This window comes from Methylorubrum sp. POS3 (assembly GCF_043352485.1).
Lineage (GTDB): Bacteria > Pseudomonadota > Alphaproteobacteria > Rhizobiales > Beijerinckiaceae > Methylobacterium > Methylobacterium suomiense.
In genome coordinates this window covers 3,882,039-3,903,053 of record NZ_JAPRBT010000001.1, presented here as the reverse complement: position 1 = coordinate 3,903,053, position 21,015 = coordinate 3,882,039, and the positions used below count along the sequence as shown (strand labels likewise).

At 69.7% G+C, this 21,015-nt stretch carries 22 protein-coding genes; 6 read left to right on the top strand and 16 right to left on the bottom strand.

Annotated elements, in window-relative coordinates:
• Positions 1 to 1,129 precede the first annotated feature (1,129 nt).
• The 5 genes from OWC43_RS17965 to gloB form a co-directional block, all read right to left on the bottom strand.
• Positions 1,130 to 3,361 carry a glycoside hydrolase family 3 N-terminal domain-containing protein gene (locus OWC43_RS17965; RefSeq protein ID WP_393957660.1) on the bottom strand — a complete coding sequence of 744 codons (2,232 nt, stop codon included), beginning with the start codon at positions 3,359 to 3,361 and terminating at the stop codon, positions 1,130 to 1,132.
• Positions 3,362 to 3,476: 115 nt separating this feature from the next.
• Complete coding sequence (locus OWC43_RS17960) at positions 3,477 to 4,631, bottom strand: diguanylate cyclase (protein WP_393957659.1); 1,155 nt, start codon at positions 4,629 to 4,631, stop codon at positions 3,477 to 3,479.
• 94 nt (positions 4,632 to 4,725) lie between these two features.
• Positions 4,726 to 5,754, bottom strand: a complete 1,029-nt coding sequence (locus OWC43_RS17955) for a tyrosine recombinase (RefSeq protein WP_137827651.1) — start codon at positions 5,752 to 5,754, stop codon at positions 4,726 to 4,728.
• Entirely contained in the window at positions 5,751 to 5,903 is a 153-nt protein-coding gene (locus tag OWC43_RS17950) for a histidine kinase (protein ID WP_091950340.1), read from the bottom strand. Before OWC43_RS17950 ends, OWC43_RS17955 begins: the two co-directional genes overlap by 4 nt.
• A 159-nt stretch (positions 5,904 to 6,062) precedes the next feature.
• Complete coding sequence (gene gloB / locus OWC43_RS17945) at positions 6,063 to 6,842, bottom strand: hydroxyacylglutathione hydrolase (protein WP_393957658.1); 780 nt, start codon at positions 6,840 to 6,842, stop codon at positions 6,063 to 6,065.
• Positions 6,843 to 7,250: 408 nt separating this feature from the next.
• Here gloB and OWC43_RS17940 point away from each other — a divergent pair, with 408 nt between their 5' ends.
• The 4 genes from OWC43_RS17940 (at position 7,251) to OWC43_RS17925 (ending at position 10,583) form a co-directional block, all read left to right on the top strand.
• On the top strand, positions 7,251 to 7,985 hold the full coding sequence (locus tag OWC43_RS17940) for a class I SAM-dependent methyltransferase (protein WP_238308025.1): 735 nt from the start codon (positions 7,251 to 7,253) through the stop codon (positions 7,983 to 7,985).
• Between the two features lie 87 nt (positions 7,986 to 8,072).
• On the top strand, positions 8,073 to 8,789 hold the full coding sequence (locus OWC43_RS17935; RefSeq protein ID WP_137827653.1) for a MarC family protein: 717 nt from the start codon (positions 8,073 to 8,075) through the stop codon (positions 8,787 to 8,789).
• A gap of 214 nt (positions 8,790 to 9,003) precedes the next feature.
• Positions 9,004 to 9,801 carry a 4-hydroxy-tetrahydrodipicolinate reductase gene (dapB, locus tag OWC43_RS17930; protein ID WP_393957657.1) on the top strand — a complete coding sequence of 266 codons (798 nt, stop codon included), beginning with the start codon at positions 9,004 to 9,006 and terminating at the stop codon, positions 9,799 to 9,801.
• Positions 9,802 to 9,944: 143 nt separating this feature from the next.
• Positions 9,945 to 10,583 carry a 2,3-bisphosphoglycerate-dependent phosphoglycerate mutase gene (locus tag OWC43_RS17925; protein WP_137827655.1) on the top strand — a complete coding sequence of 213 codons (639 nt, stop codon included), beginning with the start codon at positions 9,945 to 9,947 and terminating at the stop codon, positions 10,581 to 10,583.
• A 56-nt stretch (positions 10,584 to 10,639) separates the two neighbouring features.
• Here OWC43_RS17925 and bchI read toward each other — a convergent pair whose 3' ends face one another.
• The 11 genes from bchI to OWC43_RS17870 all read right to left on the bottom strand — a co-directional run bounded on the left by bchI (position 10,640) and on the right by OWC43_RS17870 (position 19,876).
• Complete coding sequence (bchI, locus tag OWC43_RS17920; RefSeq protein ID WP_393957656.1) at positions 10,640 to 11,662, bottom strand: magnesium chelatase ATPase subunit I; 1,023 nt, start codon at positions 11,660 to 11,662, stop codon at positions 10,640 to 10,642.
• A 240-nt stretch (positions 11,663 to 11,902) separates the two neighbouring features.
• Entirely contained in the window at positions 11,903 to 12,232 is a 330-nt protein-coding gene (locus OWC43_RS17915; RefSeq protein ID WP_137827657.1) for a hypothetical protein, read from the bottom strand.
• A 1-nt stretch (position 12,233) separates the two neighbouring features.
• The gene (ptsN, locus tag OWC43_RS17910) at positions 12,234 to 12,701 is read right to left on the bottom strand and encodes a PTS IIA-like nitrogen regulatory protein PtsN (protein WP_137827658.1); all 468 of its coding nucleotides are present in this window, start codon (positions 12,699 to 12,701) and stop codon (positions 12,234 to 12,236) included.
• 116 nt (positions 12,702 to 12,817) lie between these two features.
• A complete protein-coding gene (hpf, locus tag OWC43_RS17905) occupies positions 12,818 to 13,426 on the bottom strand; it encodes a ribosome hibernation-promoting factor, HPF/YfiA family (RefSeq protein ID WP_137827659.1) in 609 nt (202 codons plus the stop codon).
• A 317-nt stretch (positions 13,427 to 13,743) separates the two neighbouring features.
• Complete coding sequence (gene rpoN / locus OWC43_RS17900; protein WP_393957655.1) at positions 13,744 to 15,282, bottom strand: RNA polymerase factor sigma-54; 1,539 nt, start codon at positions 15,280 to 15,282, stop codon at positions 13,744 to 13,746.
• 390 nt (positions 15,283 to 15,672) lie between these two features.
• Complete coding sequence (locus OWC43_RS17895; RefSeq protein ID WP_393957654.1) at positions 15,673 to 15,960, bottom strand: GIY-YIG nuclease family protein; 288 nt, start codon at positions 15,958 to 15,960, stop codon at positions 15,673 to 15,675.
• 122 nt (positions 15,961 to 16,082) lie between these two features.
• Positions 16,083 to 16,949 (bottom strand): LPS export ABC transporter ATP-binding protein, encoded by an 867-nt coding sequence (gene lptB / locus OWC43_RS17890; protein WP_137827783.1) that lies wholly within the window; start codon positions 16,947 to 16,949, stop codon positions 16,083 to 16,085.
• Between the two features lie 17 nt (positions 16,950 to 16,966).
• Positions 16,967 to 17,734, bottom strand: coding sequence for an LptA/OstA family protein (locus OWC43_RS17885; protein ID WP_393957653.1), 768 nt, complete (start codon positions 17,732 to 17,734; stop codon positions 16,967 to 16,969).
• Positions 17,731 to 18,483, bottom strand: coding sequence for a lipopolysaccharide-assembly, LptC-related protein (locus OWC43_RS17880; protein ID WP_393957652.1), 753 nt, complete (start codon positions 18,481 to 18,483; stop codon positions 17,731 to 17,733). Before OWC43_RS17880 ends, OWC43_RS17885 begins: the two co-directional genes overlap by 4 nt.
• 208 nt (positions 18,484 to 18,691) lie before the next feature.
• Positions 18,692 to 19,318, bottom strand: a complete 627-nt coding sequence (locus tag OWC43_RS17875) for a ribonuclease D (RefSeq protein ID WP_393957651.1) — start codon at positions 19,316 to 19,318, stop codon at positions 18,692 to 18,694.
• A gap of 198 nt (positions 19,319 to 19,516) precedes the next feature.
• Complete coding sequence (locus OWC43_RS17870) at positions 19,517 to 19,876, bottom strand: ComEA family DNA-binding protein (protein WP_393957650.1); 360 nt, start codon at positions 19,874 to 19,876, stop codon at positions 19,517 to 19,519.
• A gap of 288 nt (positions 19,877 to 20,164) precedes the next feature.
• Between OWC43_RS17870 and OWC43_RS17865 the strand changes: the two genes are divergently transcribed.
• Both OWC43_RS17865 and gatC read left to right on the top strand, forming a co-directional pair.
• Positions 20,165 to 20,500: a CsbD family protein gene (locus OWC43_RS17865; RefSeq protein WP_137827666.1), complete on the top strand. Its 336-nt coding sequence runs from the start codon at positions 20,165 to 20,167 to the stop codon at positions 20,498 to 20,500.
• Positions 20,501 to 20,679: 179 nt separating this feature from the next.
• Positions 20,680 to 20,967 carry an Asp-tRNA(Asn)/Glu-tRNA(Gln) amidotransferase subunit GatC gene (gene gatC, locus OWC43_RS17860; RefSeq protein WP_137827667.1) on the top strand — a complete coding sequence of 96 codons (288 nt, stop codon included), beginning with the start codon at positions 20,680 to 20,682 and terminating at the stop codon, positions 20,965 to 20,967.
• Positions 20,968 to 21,015: the final 48 nt, after the last annotated feature.

Sequence of the window (21,015 nt, the reverse complement as noted above, 5' to 3'; positions counted from 1 at the left end):
TGCCGGAGCATCTATTCAGTATTTCGCGGATTATAGAAAGCGATTTCGCTGAAAATTTTACGATTTGGAGCGGCGATAGCGTATTAGTATGAATTTTACCGCATATCTCGGATCGAGTTAATAAATAAGTAACCAATTTATACTTTAACGGTGACACGGAGAGCGCGGGATCGTGTTTGTGATGTGCAGGATGGTGAGCGTTGCTTGACGCCGCGTGGGAATGGGGTCGTGCGGCGCCTCGTCGAGGATGGGTGCGGGCCGGAAGCCGGAGGACTACCGGAGAATGGGGCCATGATCGGCTGTTCCCTCGCCGTCTCGGCTGGCAATGGTCCAGGTTCGCACGGTCCTCCGCCAATCCAGAAACAAATCGATGAAGCTCCGTTCATCCGTAGATGTGTTTCTACGTAGTCACATCAAAACTGTAACAAGATATATTTTATTTTCCATTGTATGATACAAATTGATATTTTAATGGGGAAGAATACCCGCGCTGACACTTAGGGGCGATCGGATCCGTAGCTATATCCACTTCGCTTCCCCCAGATGGAGATGGGGGTCGTCGTTCAGATTTCGCTATGGCTTGTGATGGCCGTCCCCGACAGGGTGCAGGACGCTGAGGCGCCGTCCGTCGTCATGCCCGAACAGCGCGCCACGGCAAGCGACGAGTGGGCCGCACAGGTCCAAGCCATGATGACCACCGGGCGAAAGCGCCAGGAAGCGATTGATCGCCAGAACACGGATCTCTGTGCACGGTGGACCCATGCCGTCTGCAGGGGGGACTCCGACGCCGTAAGGTCTCTGCATCGTCCATACGCATCCGATCCGCGTGCTGTCCGGGATCCCGGCAGCCCATGACGATGCGCGGGAGCGGCGCGGTTTTCGGATCTGATCGGACCGCCCCGGTCCGACCGCGGCGGAACTTCGCTCAGGCGCCTGCGCCGCCGCCGAGGCCACCGCAGCCACATGTCCCTTCCCTGTGCCCCGGAGGGAATCCGGTTTGGGTCCAGCGAGGCGATACGTGCGGCTCCGTTCGAGGGCGGCGGCGAGATCATGCAGCGCTTGCATCCCGGAGGAAGCGCCGTGCGGCGGGCCCTGAGGGACGGGTGCGTTTGTCCCTTGCGGAGAATGGTCAGCGTTGCGCCTGATCGCCGCCCGGAGGGCCGCGCCACCCGGTCTCGACCGTGAAGCCGACGCTGCGGGCGGTGGCGGAATCCCCGCCGATGGCGACGCGATAATCGCCGGCCTCGACGACCAGGGTGCCGTCCGCCTCGTGATAGCCGAGGTCGCGCGCCGGGATGCGGAAATGGGCGGTTCCCGTCTCGCCGGAGGCGAGATCGAGGATCACCGTACCCTTCAACAGGCGTTTCGGGCGGCTGCGCGCCGCCACCGGCTGCCCGAGATAGAGCTGGGCTACCGCCCGGCCGGACCGCGGACCGATATTGGTGACGGGGACGCGGACTTCGAGCATCGCGTCGTAGCGGTCGCCGACGCCCACCTTCGGCGTCAGCACCTCCGGCTCGCCGTAGTCGAACCGGGTGTAGGACAGGCCGTAGCCGAACGGGAACAGCGGCAGCGGCGATTCATCGGCGTAGCCCATGGTCCAGCGGCTGCCCGGCAGATGGGGCCGGCCACCCGGCAACACGTCGTAGGTGAGCGGCATCTGCCCGACCGTGCGGGGCCAGGACACCGGCAGCTTGCCCGAGGGGTTGGCGTCCCCGAACAGGGTCTCGGCGATGGCCGGGCCGCCCTCCGTGCCGGGGATCCAGGCCATCAGCATCGCCTGTGCCCGTTCCGGCGCGGCCCCGAGTTCGGTCGGGCGTCCGCCGAACACCACGAGCGCCACCGGCGTACCGGCTTCGGCCACGGCGGCAAGGAGATCGTGCTGCAGGCCGGGCCAGTTCAGATAGGCCGTCGAGGAGCCCTCCCCCGATCGGTCGCGCGGCTCGCCCATCACCGCCACGACGAGGTCGGCCCCCCGCGCCGCTTCCACCGCCGCGGCGAAGCCGGTGCGCTCCGTGCAGACCCGCCCGCAGCCCTCCGCGAACACGACCTCGATGCCGGCGGAGGCCGCGCGCTCGCGCAGCCCGGCGAGGATCGTGACCGTGTCGTGCGGCTGGCCGTTGCCCTCGTGGGGGCCGACCTGATCCCAAGCCGCGTCGGCGAAGGGACCGACCACCGCGATCCGCCGCACGCGCTTGGGATCGATCGGCAGGACGTCCTCGCGGTTCTGCAGCAGGACGAGGCTCGCGCGGGCCGCCTCGCGGGCGATCCGCCGGGTCTCGGGCAGGAGCAGGCGGCCCTCCGCATGCGCCGGGTCGATCACGGGGCGATCGAACAGGCCGAGGCCGAATTTGAGGCGCAGCACCCGCCGCACCGCCGCATCGACGGCGCTTTCCGGTATGCGGCCGGCCCGAACCTCCTCCGGCAGGTGACGCAGATAGAGACCGCTCGTCATGTCCATGTCGACGCCGGCGAGCATGGCCTTGCGGGTGGCCTCCGCCCCATCACGGGCAACGCCGTGCTTCACGAGGCTCGCGATCGCCTGCCAATCGGCTACGACGAGACCCGAGAAGCCCATCTGCCGCCGGAGGATGCCGGTCATCAGCCCGGCATCGGCGGTGGTGGGGACGCCGTTGAGGGCGGTAAGCGCCGTCATCACCGCATCCGCGCCGGCCCGGATCCCGGCGCGGAACGGCGGCAGGTGGAGATCGTGAAGTTCGGTCCCGGCCACGAAGGTCGCGTCGTAGTCGCGCCCGCCGAGCACGGCGCCGTAGCCCGCGAAATGCTTGAGGGTGCTGGCCAAGCCACCGTCGCGGAACCCCTCGACCTGTGCCGCGGCGAGCCGCCCGGTCAGCCACGGATCCTCGCCGAGCCCCTCGACCACGCGGCCCCAGCGCAGGTCGCGGGCGACATCCGCCATCGGCGCGAAGGTCCAGTTGATGCCGACGCTCGCCGATTCCCGGGCCATGGCGGCGGCGGCCCGGCGCACGAGGCCCGCGTCGAAGCTCGCCGCGAGGCCGAGCGGCAGCGGGAAGACCGTGCGGTAACCGTGGACGATGTCGAGACCGACGAGTAGCGGGATGCCGAGCCGTGAGGCGCGGGCGGCGCCATCGGCTTCGGCAGCGAGCCCGGCATTGCTGAAATTGATCACCGCCCCGACCTCGCCGCGCCGGATCGCGCCGGGATCGCTCAAGGGCTCGTTCGAGATCAGGTTGAGCTGGCCCGCCTTCTCTTCCAGCGTCATCCGGGCGAGCAGGGCTTCGACGCGGGAATCGAGGGAGGGCGTCTCGGCTCGGGCCGCGCCGAGACAGAGCCAGGCCAAAGCCGCGCGGCCCGCCCACTGCGCCACCGTCCCCCGCATCGTCCCCTCCCGGCGCCGACGCGCCCTTCTTCCGCGCCGATCATAAGCGGCGGCGTGAAGCTCGGCCATGCGACGGCGACACTCGGATGGGGATGTGGTTGAGATCGATCCGAAATCAGGCGGCGAGGCCGAAGGCCGGCTCGCGGGCGACCATCACGCGATCGCGGCCGCCATCCTTGGCTTGGTAGAGTGCCCCGTCGGCCCGGCGCAGCAGGTCGTCGAGGACGCTCCCCGCTCGCCCGGTGGCGATGCCGATGCTGACACTGACCTTGAGGGCCGGGTAATCGGCATGCGCGATGCGGCCGACCGAGTCGCGAACCCCCTCGGCGAACCGGGCAGCCAAGGCCGGGCCGGTCTCGGGCAGCAGGCAGGCGAATTCCTCACCCCCGAGACGGCCGAACACGGCACCTCGCGGCAGCATCGGTTCGGCGGCGTGACAGAAGGCGGTGAGCACGGCGTCGCCGACGCTGTGCCCGTACGCATCGTTGATCGCCTTGAAGTGATCGAGGTCGAGCAGAAGCAGGGCGGCGGAGCGGGTGGCGAGGCACGCTTCCGCCCGGCCGACGAAGGCCCGGCGGCTGGCGACGCCGGTGAGCGCGTCGGTTTCGGCGGCGATCCTCTGCTCGCGCTCGGCCCGCTCCTTGGTCAGGGCCATCAGCACGAAGGCGACGGCGACCGCGTAGAGCGTGCCCACGAAGCAGAGTGCGGCGAACCACGGGGATTCGGAGCCCGGCACGATGGCCGGCGGCGGGAAGACGACGCTGAGCGGAATGCGGATGAAGTAGAGGCCGGCATAGGTCGCGAGCAACACGGCGGCCGGGTAGCGCGACACCAGCGGCTCGCCGCGGCCATGCCAGGTCGTCCACGCCCCGAGCGCGCAGTAGAGACCCGCGCTCGTCGAGGCGAGAGTGATGCGGGCCGGCAGGGAGCCGTAGAAGGCCGGCACCAGACAGGCCACGCCCCAGGCGAGCCCACCCGCGACCGCCCAGCCGATCATCGGGCTGCGCCCCTCAAAGGCGCGCACACCGCTCCAGATCAGGCCGTAGGCGCCGATCATCACGGCGTTGCCGAGGCCGATCGAGACGGAATCGGGAATCACGCCCCGCAGGGCCAGCATGCAGGACGCCCCGCTGCCGAGCAGATGAGCGATGCCCCAGATCGCGAGAGCGCGTTCGCGCCGTGTCTGGCTCCACGACAATAGGAATAGCACGCCGACCACGAACGTGACGGCCACCGTCATCAGAAACAGGGTCGGCACATCGAGGCGCATCGTGGCCCTTGAACGGTGCGGCGCGGGCCGCGTCGGCCCCGGATTAGCCTAGCAGTTCAAAACGTTTCGCATCCAGTGCGAATGCTCGCGGTTTTTAACATGCGGAGCCCGACGACAACTCGGGCGACGGGGATTCGTCCTCCGGCGCATCGTTGAGCGGGTGAAGGTCGCGCACCATGCCCTTCAGGCGCTCGTCGAGGACGTGGGTGTAGATCTGGGTCGTCGCGATGTCGGCGTGGCCGAGCAATTCCTGCACGATCCGCAGATCCGCGCCGTTCTGGAGCAGATGGCTGGCGAAGGCGTGGCGCAGCACGTGCGGGCTGACCCGGTCGGCCCGCAGGCCGGCGGCGGCGGCGACGGTCTTCAGATCGCGGGCGAAGGCCTGCCGGGTGAGGTGGCCGCTCTCGCTGTCGGCGGGAAACAGCCAGGGGCCGTCGCCGGGCAGCCGCGCCGCGTGGGCGGCCATGGCCGCGCGGGCGAGGTCGGTGAGCGGCACCAAGCGCTCGCGCCCGCCCTTGCCCTTCACCACGAGGTAGCGCTCCCGGCTCGCGGCGGCGCTGCGCGGCAGGGCGATCAGTTCCGAGACGCGCAGGCCCGTGGCGTAGAGGAGTTCGAGCAGGCACAGCATCCGCAGGGCCGCGCGCGCCTCGGCCCGATTCTCGGCGGCGGGCGCCGTTCCGCTTCCGGTGTCGCGCCCCGTACCGCCGGCAGCCTCGGCCCGCTCCCGGGCGACGGCGAGCAACCGATCGACCTCCGCCACCGACAGGATCTTGGGCAGGCCCTTGGTGCGGCGCGGCGAGGCGACCGGCGCGGTCGGGTCGCTCTCGGCGAACCCTTCCGCGTAGAGGAAGCGGTGGAAGCCGCGGATGCAGGACAGCCGCCGCGCCGCCGAGGAGGCCTTCAGGCCCCGCGGCTCCAGATCGGCGATGTAGGCCCGCACGTCCTCCGCCTCGATCTCGGTCGGCGCAAGGCTCTGCTCCGCCAAGTAACCGAGATAATCGTCGAGATCGCGCCGGTAGGCCGCGAGCGTGTTGGCCGCCGCGCCCCGCTCGGCGGCGAGCATATCGAGATAGTCCCGCGCCCAATTCTCCCGCGCCGCCTCGGGCGACGGGGTCGCGCTCATCGGTTGCCCGGCTGCAGCTTCGTGTTCGGGATGGTCACACTCATCTCCCGCTGGGTCGGCTGGACGAAGGTCGCCAGCGCGAACATCCCGGCGAAGACCAGCCCCGCGAGGATCGCGATCGTGGCGAGGAAGCGGAACAGGGTGGGCAAGGGAACCGGCCTTTCGGCAAGGCTACGCGGACGAGCGGCCGTGTTGCAATGCGGGACCGCCCCGTTCGATTCCCACGAGCCCGCCGCGAAGGCAAGGTCCGCCAGAGCACAGGTCGGGGGCAATCGCGCGCAATCCGACCACTCCCCGGCGGTCCTGCATCAGAACCGGTTCTTCCAGGCCCGAAGGGCGGTGAAGACCTGAGCCGGGTCGGTACCCTCGGGCAGGTCGACGGCGCGGGCCAGCGCAGGCTCGCCCGCGCGCAGGAACGGGTTCGTCGCCTTCTCCGTGCCGATCGTCGAGGGGATCAGGAAGCGGCCCTCCTGCGCCAGCCTCTCGGCCTCGGCGGCGCGGGCCTGGAGGGCGGCGTTCTCGCGTTCGGCGGCGAGGGCGAAGCGTGCGTTCGAGAGCACGTAGTCGTGACCGCTATAGACGGCGGTTTCGCCCGGCAGGTCGAGGAAGCGGACCAACGATCGCCAGAGGGTGGCCGGCTCGGCCTCCATCACCCGGCCGCAGCCGAGGGTGAACAGGGTGTCTCCGGAGAAGACGATGCGGGCCTTGCCGAAATGGTAGGTGATATGGTCGGCGCAATGCCCCGGCGTCTCCCACACCGTGGCCTCCAGCCCGCCGACGGAGACGCGGTCGCCCTCGCCGACGTAGCGGGCAGCCCCCGGAACCGCCGCGCGCGCCTTCTCCGGCGCGGTGACGCGGGCGCCCGTGCGCTCCACCACTTCGGGAATACCCTCGATGTGATCGGCGTGGCGGTGGGTGACGAGGATATCGGTGAGCCGCCAGCCCTCGGCCTCAAGGGTCGCCAACACCGGCGCGGCCTCCGGCACGTCGATGGCGGCGCAGGCCCCGGTGCCGGGATCGCGGATCAGCACGCCGATGTTGTCGCTCCGGCACAGGAAGGTTCGGATCTCGGGGACGGCATTCGGCATCGGAGAAACTCCCGTCACGTGTGGGGCGCGGCCGGCGCCGTTCCCTCGTCAGGCGGTGATCGGCCGATTCAGGCCAACAGAATAGCGGCCCTTCGCGCCGAACCGAGCCCCGCGCCGCGCCAAGCTCGGCCGGGCGTGGCCTGGGAACCGCGCGACGCCGCGCCCGGTTCCGTCCGCCGGCCCCGGCCATGCCGTCGGCTTCGGCGGCAAACCGCGTCGGTCCCGGTTGCGCATCCCGTCCACATCCTTGGGCACGCCGCGCTTGCCGGATGCGGCTTCGATCCCCATTGATGCCGGATGGATGGTCTCTCGCGGGGCGCCCGCCGTGCCGGGGGCGGATTCCGGGCGTCCCGCGAGCGCGTCGTCCCCGTTTCCCGCGAAGGATCGGTCGTGCCGGCACCCCACCCGATGCGCCTCGACGTCACGGACTTGCGCGCCTTCTACGCCAGCCCCCTCGGCGTCGTCACCCATCGCGTCGTCGCCCGTACGATCCACGGCTTTCTGGGCTCGGTCTCGGGTCTGCGCGTGCTCGGGCTCGGCTACGTCACCCCCTATCTCGGCCCGGTCCACGTCATCGCCGAGCGCACCCTCGCCTTCATGCCGGCGACCCAGGGGGTGGTGAATTGGCCCTCCAGCGGGCGCTCGGTGACGGCTTTGGCCGATCCCACCATGCTGCCCCTGCCCGAAGCTGCGGTCGACCGGGTGATCCTCGTCCACGCTCTGGAGGCGGTCGAGAGCCCGAGTGAGCTGCTCTCGGAGGTCTGGCGGGTGCTGACGCCGGGGGGGCGGCTGATCCTCGTCGTCCCCAACCGTACCGGCGTCTGGGCGCGGCGCGATGCGACGCCCTTCGGGCACGGGCAGCCCTATAGCCGCTCGCAGCTCGGGCGGCTGATGCGTCAGACCCTGTTCTCACCGGAGGGCTGGGCCGAGGCCCTGTACATGCCGCCGATCCGCAGCCGGTTCTGGCTCGGCACCGCCGGCGCCTGGGAGCGGCTCGGCACCGGCCTCGCCCTCCCCTTCGCCGGGCTGCACGTGGTCGATGCCACCAAGCAACTCTACCGCCCGGTCACCGTGCGGCAGGTGCGCCGCCTGGAAGCCCGCGTCCCCGCCCGCGTCCTCGTCCCGGCCGGCCAGCCCGGCTGAGGCCGCGCGCCCGGCTTGTCGCCGGGGCCGATGCCGCGCAAGACCCCCGCGCAAGACCCCCTCCGAGCCATTCTCCGAGACTGCCCGATGAGCCCCGACATCGCCCTCACGAGCTTCCTGCTCGCGCTCTCCGGCCTGTTCTCCATCGTCAATCCGGTCGGCTCGGCCCTGATCTTCGCGCAGGTGACGGCGGAGCGCAGCGCGGCGGAGCGGGCCGAACTTGCCCGCCGGATCGGCTTCTACGCCGCCCTCGTGATGCTCGCGGCCCTCTGGGCCGGCGCGCCGATCCTCAACTTCTTCGGTGTCTCCCTGGCGGCGCTCCGCATCGCCGGCGGCCTCGTGGTCGCGGCCTCCGCCTGGACGTTGCTCTCGGCGCCCGAAGCGCGGGAAGCGCGCCGGCAAGCCGAGGCCGGACCGGAGCCGGGCCGAGGAATCGGCCCGGGCAGCGGCGACGGGCGCAGCGAGGGCTTGGCCGAGGTCGCCTTCTTTCCCCTCACCCTCCCCTTCACCACCGGGCCCGGCACCATCGCGGTCGCCATCGCCCTCGGTGCCAACCGCCCGGCGGAGGGGCCGGACCGGATCGGCTTCTATATCGGCGCCTCGCTGGCGGCGGTCGCCATCGCCGGAATGGTCCGCCTCGCCTACGGCTCCGCCGACCGGGTCGTCACCCTGATCGGTCCGGTCCGGGCGCGGGTACTCGGGCGGCTCTCGGCTTTCCTGCTCCTCTGCGTCGGCACGCAGATCACCGTGAATGGCGTGGCGGACGTCCTGGGTCCGCTGATCGCCGCCGCCCATCGCGGCTGAGAGCTTGGCTCGGGCGTCCCGTTCCGCCTACGGGCGAGCCCGATCTTCGCGACGCATGCGGCGGCGCCGTTCGACCGGAGCTGACGGGAATGTCCAGGTCCCACCGCACGCGCGGCGGGGTCGGGGCCCAATCGCGATTGCAAGTGCCTCCGACGCGGTTCTAGAAGCACGCTGACGGGGCCGCTCGCCACGGCCGGAACGGGCACTGGGCATCATGAAGCTGATCGTCGTGGGCGCCGAGGGGCGCATGGGCCGGATGCTGATCCGCGCGGTGGCCGAGGCCGAGGGCTGCACCCTGCACGGTGCCGTCGAGCGGACGGGCTCGTCCGTTCTCGGCAAGGACGCCGGGCTGCTCGCGGGAATCGGCGAGCTCGGCGTGCCCGTCACGGACGATCCGCTGCCGCTGTTCGTGGCCGCCGACGGGGTGCTCGACTTCACGGCGCCCGCCGCCACGGTGGCCTTCGCCGAGCTCGCCGCTCAGGCGCGCATCGTCCACGTCATCGGCACCACCGGCTTCTCGGAGGACGACCTGGAGCGCTTGAAGGCGGCGAGCTTCCACGCCCGCCTCGTACGCTCGGGCAATATGTCGCTCGGCGTCAACCTGCTGGCCGGCCTCGTGCGCAAGGTGGCGGCAACCTTGGGTGAAGAGTTCGACATCGAGGTGCTGGAGATGCACCACCGCATGAAGGTCGATGCTCCCTCCGGCACCGCCCTGCTGCTCGGCGAGGCGGCGGCGCAAGGGCGCGAAGTGGCGCTGGCCGACGCCCGCGTCTCGATGCGCGACGGCCATACCGGGGCCCGCCGGCCCGGCGATATCGGCTTCGCGACGTTGCGCGGCGGCACGGTCGTGGGCGATCACAGCGTGATCTTCGCCGGCCCCTCCGAGCGCATCACCCTCTCCCATCACGCCGAGGACCGGGCGATCTTCGCCCGCGGGGCCCTGAAGGCCGCGCAATGGGCCTTCGACCAGCCTCCGGGCCTCTACGGTATGGACGACGTGTTGGGGCTGTGAGCGCGGACCTGTCGCCTGACAGCGAAGGACATCCGTAGCGGCTGGCCTTTTTGGGGAGGCGGCGCGAGCTTGGGCGTCGGCATGGGCTCTGCTAAGCAGCGCCGCAACGGCCCTGCCCGATCTTCCAACAAGATGGACCTCCCATGGAGCGCACGCTCGTCCTCGCTCGCCACGGCCAGAGCGAATGGAACCTCAAGAAGCTGTTCACCGGCTGGCGCGATCCGGACCTGACCGAACTCGGCGTCTCGGAAGCTCGCAATGCCGGGCGTTGGCTCAAGGCCCAGGGCTCGCAGTTCGACGTGGCCTTCACCTCGAATCTCAAGCGGGCCCAGAACACCTGCGCCCTGATCCTGGAAGAGATGGGTCAGTCCGGTATCGAGACGATTCGCTCCGAGGCTCTCAACGAGCGCGATTACGGCGATCTCTCCGGCCTCAACAAGGATGACGCCCGCGAGCGCTGGGGCGACGCGCAGGTGCATGAGTGGCGCCGGTCCTACGACGTGCCCCCTCCCGGCGGCGAGAGCCTGAAGGACACCGCCGCCCGCGTCCTACCCTACTACATCCAGACCATCCTGCCGCGCGTCATGGCCGGCGAGCGGGTGCTGGTGGCTGCCCACGGCAACTCCCTGCGCGCCCTGGTGATGGTCCTCGACGGCATGACCACCAAGACCATCGCCAGCCTGGAGATCGCCACCGGTATCCCGCTGGTCTACCAGCTCAAGGCCGACACCACGGTCGAGTCGAAGCTGATCCTCGACAAGGACATCGACGCCGCGGACTGAGCGCCTCACCGGGCTTCGCCCGGTCCCGCCCAAGGGATGCTCCCTTTGGAAGCCTGCTACGCCGGAAGGACCTCCGCCACCGCGCGGGCGACGCGGGCGGTCGAGCCCGACTCGTCCAGCGGGTTGCGGCGCAGGCGGTGGCGCAGGGCGCTCGGCGCGATCTGACGGAGATGGTCGATGCCGACCGTCTCCGCACCGTCGAGGGCGGCGAGGGCGCGGGCGGTGCGCATCAGGGTGAGTTCGCCGCGCAGCCCATCGGTGCCGAGGGCGAGGCAGAGCTTCGCCGCCGCCTCCAGGACCGCATCCGGGACGGCGACCGTTCTGAGCCGCTCGCGGGCGGCGACGATCCGCTTCTGCAGCGCCCGCTCGGATGCCGCATGGGTGGCGCAGAAACCGTCCGGGTCACGCTCGTAGGCATCGCGGCGTCGCACCACCTCGATCCGCGTGGCGATCTCCGTGGGTGTGCCGACCTCGCAGGCGAGGCCGAAGCGGTCGAGGAGCTGCGGGCGCAGCTCGCCCTCCTCCGGATTGCCGCTGCCGACCAGGACGAAGCGGGCCGGATGGCGCAGCGACAGGCCCTCCCGCTCGACGGTGTTGACGCCGGAGGCCGCCACGTCGAGGAGCAGGTCGACGAGGTGGTCCTCCAGCAGGTTGACCTCATCGATATAGAGGAAGCCGCGATTGGCCCGCGCCAGCAGGCCCGGCTCGAACGCCTTCTCGCCCCGTGTCAGCGCCCGTTCCAGATCGAGGGCGCCGACCACCCGATCCTCGGTGGCGCCGAGCGGCAGGTCGACCACCGGCACCGGGATCGCGTGGCTCTTACCCCGTGCCTTGCCGCCCGCTTGCGCGCAATGCGGGCAGTCGCTGGCCGGGGAATCGGGTGAGCAGGAATAGGGGCAACCCACGACGGCGCGGATCTTCGGCAGAAGGGCGGCGAGGGCCCGGATCGCCGTCGACTTGCCGGTGCCGCGGTCACCGAAGACGAGAACGCCGCCGACCGTCGGATCGACCGCCGCAATCAGCAGGGCCCGCTTCATCTCCTCCTGGGCGACGATGGCGGTGAAGGGGAAAGCAGGCACCGGGCGGGTTTTTCCGTGTGTGGCGCCAGACCGGATATCCGGTGTCGCGGAAGGCCGGCGCGGCGGCCGATCATGCACGATTTCGCAGGCGGAGCCAGCCGAGCTTGAGCGTTGTCGCGCAATCCGTTTGGAGGAATCGGGACGAGGCGGGCTGCCGGCTTTTCAGCCGACGGGCGTCGCGTTACGCCGCAGGCGGGAAGAACGCTCGTAGAGCCCGGCCCTGCACGCCGTTACGTCGAATTACAGTCCCTTGCAGCGGCTGCGCAGGAGACCGCTGAATTCCTTCTCGCTGCTCTGGACCTGGCCGATCCGCTCGCCACGCTCCGGCCCCGACAGGCAGCGTCCGTAGACACCCGCGATCCGGCGCATGGTGTCGACGTGGCGCCGCCACACCCGGCAGCGACTCGCGTCGTCCTCGCCCGCGCTCTCCAGCTGGTCGATGGCTTGGCGCTGCATCGAGTTCGCCACCAGCACGTCGCGGGCACAGGTCGCATCGCCTTGGGCAAGGGCAGGCGCGAGGCTCGCGACGAGGAGGCAGGCCGCGAGGCCCGAGCGGGTCGTCACGCTCATGTCAGGCCGCCTGGGTCGTGGGACCATGGGCGAGCAGCGCGTAGAGCGCGGTCGCGTCGCGGGCGGTGCGGATGCGCTCCAGCATGCCGGGCTCGCGCAGAACGCGGGCGACCTGGGCCAGGGCCTTGAGATGATCGGCTCCCGCCCCCTCCGGGGCGAGCAGCAGAAACGCCACATCGATCGGTTGACCGTCGAGGGCATCGAAATCCACCGGCTTCTCGAGCCGTGCGACGAGCCCGAACAACTTGTTGAGCCGCGTCAGCTTGCCGTGGGGAATCGCGACGCCGTCACCGATTCCGGTGGAGCCGAGGCGCTCGCGCTGAAGCAGCGTCTCGAACACGTCGCGCTCCGACAGGTCCGGCAGATGCCGGGCCGAATGCGCGGCAAGTTCCTGCAGCGCATGCTTCTTGTCCCGTGCGCGCAGCGACGGGACGACGGCGTCCTGACTCAGAAAATCCAGGATCGGCATGAAGACAAAACGCCTTGTCGTCGGAATCCATCCATCGATTCCGCACTCATATGCGAGGCATCCGGGCCGTTGGTCGGCCCGGCGCTCGGGAAAGGACGCCTCGGACGCGGCGTGCCTCAGGCGCGCTCGTCCGGAGGATCGACCCATCCGATCGCGCCATCGCTGCGCCGATATACGACGTTGATGCGCCCGGTGCCAGCGTGAACGAAAACCACGACCGGCGCGCCGGTGAGGTCGAGGGCGGTGACGGCTTCGCTGACCGATTGGCGGCGCAGCGTCCGGGTGCTCTCGGCGACGACCGGCGGGTGCTCGCCCGTCTCCGTCTCATCCTCGGCGGGCTCGTCGTCCACATCCTCCTCCGGAGCGGCGAAGACGGCGTAGGCCGCCTCGATCGCGGCGCCGTTCTGGCTCGCGGCGCCGTGGTCCTTGAGCTTGTGCTTGTAGCGGCGCAGGCGCTTCTCCAGCCGATCCGCGGTCTGATCGAAGCTCGCATGGGCATCGTGGGCGTTGCCCGAGGCCTCCAAGGTCAGGCCGGTGGCGAGATGGAGCACGCAATCGGTGCGGTAGGCGGCGCCGTCGCGCCGGAGCGTGACATGGCCCGTGCAGGTGCCGCTCATATGAGGATCGAGGTATTTCGCGAGCGTCGCCGCCATCCGGTCCTCGACGCGGCCCCGCAGAGCCGTTCCGAGATCGAGGCCATGCCCCGTCACCCGCAAACCTGCCATTGATGTCTCCGATCTCCTCCCGAGGCTTCGAGAGTTAGAAAGCGGGACTCGGCAAGTCAACGAGAAGCCGAGCCGGCGCAGGACGCGGGAGACGGGGCGCGTGCAGGTCGGAGCCCCGTTTCAGGCCCGCAGCGTTCCGAGGTGCCGCGGGCGAACCCGGCATTCACGAAGGGCCGCGATGGCGTGCCTGAAGCCCGGCTTCCTGCGCCCCGGGTGGGTTGCGCGCCTTGAGATCCGGGGTCCGCTGGGCGGCCCCGGAATGGCGATGCGGGATCTCTCAGGAAGGGCGCCCCGACCTCGACGGAGCGACGCCTTCCTCACCGTCCAGCATGCGCCATCCGGGCGCGGCGGCGCTCGATGGAGGAGGGAATTCGCAAGGATTCCCGGTACTTCGCCACGGTGCGGCGGGCGATGTCCACGCCCTCGTCGCGCAGACGCTGCACCAGGGCGTCGTCGGAGAGCACGTCGGCGGCTTCCCCATCGACGAGCTGCTTGATGCGGTGGCGTACGGCTTCCGAGGAATGGGCGGCGGCCCCCGCCGCGCCGGGAATCGCGGCGGTGAAGAAGTATTTCATCTCCAGCGTGCCGCGGCTGGTGCCGATCGACTTGTTGGAGGTGACCCGCGAGACGGTGGATTCGTGCATGCCGATCGCCTCGGCGACCGTCTTCAGATTCAGCGGACGCAGATAGGCAACGCCGTTCAGGAAGAAGGCATCCTGCTGGCGAACGATCTCGGTCGCGACCTTGAGGATGGTGCGGGCCCGCTGTTCGAGGCTCCGGGTGAGCCAGTTGGCCGTCTGAAGGCACTCGGACAGGAACGCCTTGTCCCCTTCCGCTACCGCGCCCTTCGAGACGCGGGCGTAATAGCTCTGATTGACCAGGACGCGCGGCAGGGCCTCGGAATTGAGCTCGACCAGCCAGGAGCCGTCGGGCGCGGCGCGGACGAACACGTCGGGGACCAGCACCTCGACGGCCTGGGCACCGAAGGCGCGGCCGGGCTTCGGGTCGAGGCGGCGGATCTCCGCCAGCATCTCCACGAGATCCTCGTCGTCCACGCCGCAGAGCCGCCGCAGGGCGGGAAAATCGCGCTTGGCGACGAGGTCGAGGCGCGAGACCAGCGCCTCCATCGCCGGGTCGAACCGATTCTGCTCGCGCAGCTGGATCGCGAGGCACTCGGCGAGATCGCGCGCGGCGACGCCGGGCGGATCGAAGCTCTGCACGAGCTTGAGCACGCGGGCCACGTCGTCGATCCGGGCGCCGAGCCGCTCGGACACAGCATCGATCGTCTCGCGCAGATAGCCGGCTTCATCGACAGCATCGATCAGGAAGCTGCCGATCAGGCGATCGGTCGCCGAGGCCGTGGCGAGGTCGAGCTGCCCGGCGAGGTGCTCGCGCAGGGAGGTCTCGGCGGTGAGGCTCGCCTCGAAGTCGGGCAACTCGCCGTCGAAGCTGCCGCCGGTATTGCCGTAGGGCGCGGGGGTGAGCGAGAGCATGTCGCCGCTGCCCTGCTCACGCGGGGTCGGGTTCTCGTCCGCGAAGACGTTGTCGAGGCGGGTGTCGAGATCCCCCTCCATCTCGCTGCGACTCGACGTCATGTCGTTCGCGAGCCAGGATTCCGGCTCCGGCGCCTCTCCGCTCTCGAAATCGCCGCCCGGCTCCGCCGCCTCCGGGGCGTCCCGCTCGGCGCCCGCCTCGCCCTCGAGGCGCTCCAACAGCGGATTGCGTTCGAGTTCGGCATCGACATAGGCTGCGAGGTCGAGCTGCGAGAGTTGCAGCAGCTTGATCGCCTGCAGAAGCTGCGGCGTCATCACCAGGGCCTGGCCCTGCCGCATCTCCAGCCGTTGCAGCAGACTCATGGGGACGCCTAACCTTCGATCATTGTTGAGGAATCACGATCCGGCGAGGATCGCGCCGTTTCCGGCACAATTCTTGCTCCTTCATTGAATAGGTCTAGCTGCTCCCCGTCCGTCCGTCAAAGCGTGTTTGACGCAAGCTTTTGGGAAAACCCGTCGCAGCGGCAGCGGCGCCACAGGGAACGACCTCAAACGGGCACCCTATGTGAAGAGAACCGGCCGACGCCAACAAAGTATTGCGTTCGTGTGGGCGAATGCGGAGTCCGTCGGAAGGCGGTTACCAACATCCAACGATGAAAAGCCGGTTCGGAGATCCAACTTCGTCATTGCGAGGCGGAGCCGAAGCAATCCAGGGCGCCGCGCTGCTGAAAAGCGTGCATGAGACGCATTGCATCAAGCAAGATCGCCGTAAAGATCGCGCCATTCGGGATTGAGCGCTTCAATTTTTGCAAGCTTCGCCGCCCGGGATCCGGCCTTGATCTGCTTTTCGCGCAAAATGGCTTCGATCATAGTTGAAAACACCTCGTACCAGACAAGGTGTTTGCATCTGTATCGCGTCGTAAAGCCCTGGATCAGACCTTCCCGATGTTCATAGACTCGACGGGCGAGGTTTGCGGTCACGCCGGTGTAAAGCGTGCCGTTCCGCCCGCTGGCCATGATGTAAACCGTCGGTTGTCGCATGCCGATGGCACCCGCTCGCTCATTCCTTTCGCGCCGCGCTCTGGATTGCTTCGGCTCCGCCTCGCAATGACGAAGCGGGCGTTCTGGGCCGTCTCGGCAAGTGGGGCGCGAAAGGGTTGAGTCTAAAGCCGAAAATCCTCACCCAGATACAGTCGACGGGCATCCTCGTTCGCCACGATCTGCTCGGGCGTGCCTTCCGTCAGGATGCGGCCGGAATGGGCGATATAGGCTCGGTCGATCAGGCCGAGCGTCTCGCGCACGTTGTGGTCGGTGATGAGCACGCCGATCCCGCGCTGCTTCAGGTGCTTCACCAGATCCTGGATGTCGCCGACCGCGATCGGGTCGATGCCGGCGAACGGCTCGTCGAGCAGCATGAAGGTCGGCGAGGAGGCCAGCGCGCGGGCGATCTCGCAGCGCCGCCGCTCGCCACCCGACAACGCGATGGAGGGCGACTTGCGCAGGCGCGCGATGTCGAACTCCTCGAGCAGCGATTCGAGCTTGCGTTCGCGGGCCTTCCGGTCGGGCTCGGCGACCTCGAGCACCGCGCGGATATTGTCCTCGACCGTGAGGCCGCGGAAGATCGACGCTTCCTGGGGGAGGTAACCGATGCCGAGGCGGGCGCGCTGGTACATCGGGAGATGGGTGATCTCCATCCCATCGAGGCTGATGAAGCCGCGATCGGCCGGGACGAGGCCGGTGATCATGTAGAAGATCGTCGTCTTGCCGGCGCCGTTGGGACCGAGCAGCCCCACCGCCTCGCCGTTATGGACGGTGAGGCCCGCCTCATGGACGACGGTACGGGCACCGTAACTCTTGCGCAGGCCCCGCACGTAGAGAACGCCCGGCCCGCCCTCCGCCGCCGTATTGCCCGCCTCGGCACGGTGCGCGGGCCGCCCGCGACCGAAGAGGCGCCCGAACAGGGAGCCGCCCCGGCCTCGTCCGGTCGTCTTCGCGTCGGCGCCCGCGCGCAGCGGGGCCGCCACCGGCATCGCGGCACCTGTCACGGTCAGTTCGCCTGCGCCCGCGTCTTGGCGGCGGGCCGATCCGCGGCGGCCTTCTCGGCGGCCTTGGCGCCGGGCTTGGCCGCGATCGCCGGCTGGGTGCAGCCCTTCGATCCGCCGCCCCCGGCCTTCCCCTGGGCGTCGCCGCCCTGCCCCGGCACGAACATCGCCGAGACGCGCCCACCCGCCACCGGGTCCATGTTCGCCCGGCCGGTCGCCATGTCGTAGACGAGACGCGAGCCGCGGGTGACGTTCTGGCACTGGCTGAGCACGACGTTGCCGGTGAGGACGATGCGCTTGGCTTCCTGATCGAACACCGCATTGTCGCCGGTGGCGACCTGATCCTTCTGCGAAACCGTCACGGGACCGGCGCACTCGACCTTGCGGATGCCGTTGCCGGCCAACGCGTTCGCGTCCTTGGGCTTTTCCGCTTCGGCGGCATCGGCGGGCTTGCCCGAATCCTTGCCGGGGTCCTTGTCGCGGTCCCGCTTGTAATGGACGGTCAGCGACGAGCAGCGGATCGTGCTGTCATTCTGCACGGCCACGACATTGCCGGCGAAGATCGCCTTGCTCTCCTTGTCGAACACGTCGAGGCGGTCCGCGTCGATCTTGATCGGCCCCTTGCCGCCGCCGACGGTACCGAGCGGGGCGGACTTTCCGGCATCCTTCGCCGCGTCCCTGGCGGCGGGCGCCTGCGCGACGGCGCCCGCCGTCGGGGCGGTGAGCGCGAGGGCGAGGGCCGCGAGCAACGCACGGGTTGCGGGGCGATTCATCGGGGCGTCTCCGACGCCTCGGCCGCAGAGGTGCGGATGCGCTCGGGCGCCGTCGCCACGGCGGACGGCTTACCCTCCTCCCCGTGGAACACTGCGCGGACCCGACCGACGAAGGACACGACGCGGCCGTTCTCGATCACGTCGAGACTGTCGGCGACGATCGAGCCCGACGGGACGGTTACGGTGACGGGCTTCGTGGAATGCACGCTGCCGGCCTTGAAATCGACGGTCGCGACGGAGAGGCGGATCTCCTCGCCCTTGTCGGTCCAGAGGCGGATGTCGTTCTCCAGGTTGAGGGATTCACGGGTGGAATCGAACACGCCGCCCTGCGCCTGGAGATAGGCGCGTCCGCCCCTGTCGTCGGTGGCGACGTGGCCCTTCATCGCCTGCAATTCGATGATGCTCGGCTTGCGCACATCCTGCTGCGCCGCCGAGGCCGTGACCTCGTAGCCGCGCTCTCCCTTGCGGAAGCCCGACAGGCGCGGGCTTTCCATGGTGACTTTAGTGCCGGACACGGAGATCGGCCCGAACTCGACGGCGGGCAGCGCGCCGGCGAGGGGCCCCCACAGCACGAAGCCCGCAAGGCCGAGCACGGCGAGGCCCGCCGCCACGGGGATGACGCGGCGAAGCGCCCGCACCTGGATGCTGTGACGGTGCGCCCGTTTGTGCGCCCGGCGACGGCGCGCGTTCTCGTTCGCGGCTCGCGCGTCGGAACCCGTGTCTGTCCGGAGGGTGTCGGCCACCTGCATCGCGTTCCCGAAGAGGGTCGGCGCGTCAGCGGTCGCGCCAGGCCGGCCGGATGGCCCGCCGCAGTGGCGAAGTTATGGCCTCGATTGGCAGAAATGATCAACGGCGCCCGCGTGCGCCCCCGCACCGACGCACCCGCGAAAGCCCGCGGAAAGCCGCCCCTTGCGCAGTCCGGCCGCGCCCGTTGCGCGGCCGCATCACGTCCGCGGTTCAGGAATGCGCGAAAATGTCGGTCTCGGGCCAGCCGGCGAGATCGAGCCGGGCCCGCGTCGGCAGGAAATCGAAGCAGGCCTGAGCCAGCTCGGTGCGATCCTCGCGGGCCAGCATGGCGTCGAGTCGGTCCCGCGCCGCGTGGAGATGGAGCACATCCGAGGCCGCGTAGTCGATCTGGGCCTGGGTCAGCGTTTCGGCGCCCCAATCGGAGGATTGCTGCTGCTTCGAGAGGTCGACACCGACGCATTCGCGCACGACGTCCTTCAGCCCGTGCCGGTCGGTATAGGTGCGGGCGAGTTTGGAGGCGATCTTAGTGCAGTAGACCGGGCCCGGCATCACGCCGAAGGCGCGATACAGAACCGCGAGGTCGAAGCGGGCGAAATGGAAGATCTTGAGTACCTGGCGATCCGCCAGCACCTGCTTCAACCGCTCGGCCGCATCGCCGGGGCGGATCTGAACCACTTCGGCGCTGCCGTCGCCGCAGGATATCTGCACGACGCAGAGACGGTCGCGGTACGGATTGAGACCGAGCGTCTCGGTGTCGATGGCGATGGCGGGACCCGGATCGAAGCCGGCCGGAAGATCGCCGCGATGCAGGCGGATGCGGGAATGGGGGGCGGCCATCGCTCGGACTTGGATCTCGGATGGGGATCGATGAGGGGCTGCGGCGGCGCCCGCAGCCGCGTCCTGAGGAACGGATTCGGGACGGCACCCTAGGGGCTTCTCCCGCCTGGCCTTTTTCGAAGGCCAGGCGGTCGCCTCTCGGCTCGAGGCTCTAGCACCGCCGCAGCGTCCCCGGAAGGTCCGGCCGGGGTGGCGGAATTACTTTTGCCGGGCGATGATCCGGTCCTTGATCTCGGCGTAGACCGACTCGGGAAGGATCTTCCTGTTCACGAGATCGTCCTTGCCGCGATAGGGGCGGCCCTTGACGATCGCCGCCGAGCGCGCCTCGCCGATGCCCTTCAGCTGGCTGAGTTCCTGGGCGGAGGCCGTGTTGAGGTCGATCAGTGCGGATTTTCCCCCGGCGATCTCCGGTTTGGCCGGTGCCGTCGGCGGCGTCGCCGTCGCGGCGGCAGGAGGCTTGGGCGCCGTCGGTGCGGCCGGACTCGGCGCTTGGGCGAAAGCGGGGACGGCGAGCAGGGCGAAGGCGGTGGCGTAGGTGGCGATACGGGACGCGCGCATGTCGATCTCCCGACATCCGGCCGCTGGGCCGGAGGGTGGCCGCCGGCCCGCGGTGGGCGGCCCCGAACGGGTGCACCCGCATGCCGCGCCGGCTGCCCTCTCGCTAGGCCGGCACGGTTGAACCGGGTTTGAACGGGCCGGCGCGGTCTTTCCCGCCGGCATCGGAACCGGGCCGAATGCGGGCCGTTCAGGCACCGCCGCTCGCGGCGACACGGCGCCATCAACGACCGTCCGGCTTTCGCCCGCGCCGTTCGCCCGGCAGGCCCCCACCGCAACAGGAGAACGACCATGGTCGACACCGACAGGATCACCGGCGCCGCGCGCGAAATCGGCGGCAAGGTTCAGGGCGCGGTTGGCGACCTGACCGGCCGGCACAGCGATTCGGTCGAGGGCCGTCTGCGCGAGACCGGCGGAGCGGCGGAAAATCTCTACGGACAGGCCAAGGACGCCGTGCGCCACGCCGCCGACGAGGCCTACGACTACGCCGAGGACGCCTACGAGCGCGGTCGCCGCACCGTCCGCGAGGGGCACGAGCGTTCGGCGGAGTGGCCCCACGTGTCGCTGGTGGTCGCCGGCCTCGTCGGCTTCGGCCTCGGCCTTCTCGTCAACGCCCGGCGGGACTGACCGCCATCGACGCGCGCAGCCCCGGCCGTCGCGCGGCCGGGAGCCGCCTGCCCATGGCGCGCACGCGGCAGCCCCATCCCGCGCGCCTGCCGTTGCCGGCCCGCGAAAGCGGGTGCTATAGCCCGGCCGATGCCGGGTGGACCTTGTCCGCCGGGCCTTTTCGAACGTTCACGGGCGGCATGTCGGTCGACGAGAAGACGGTACGGCGCATCGCGCACCTGGCGCGCATCGCGGTCACGGACGAGGAGGTCGGCCCGCTTCAGGGCGAGCTCAACGCCATCCTGGCCTTCGTCGAGCAACTCGGCGCGGTCGATGTCACCGGCATCGAGCCGATGACGTCGGTGACGCCGATGCGCATGAAGAAGCGCGAGGACGTCGTCAACGACGGCGGCCGGGCGAGCGACATCGTCGCCAACGCCCCCGACACCGAAGACAATTACTTCCTGGTTCCCAAGGTCGTCGAATAACCTTTCGGGAAGTGCGGGGCTGAAGTTCTTCGGCCCCGGCGAGACACG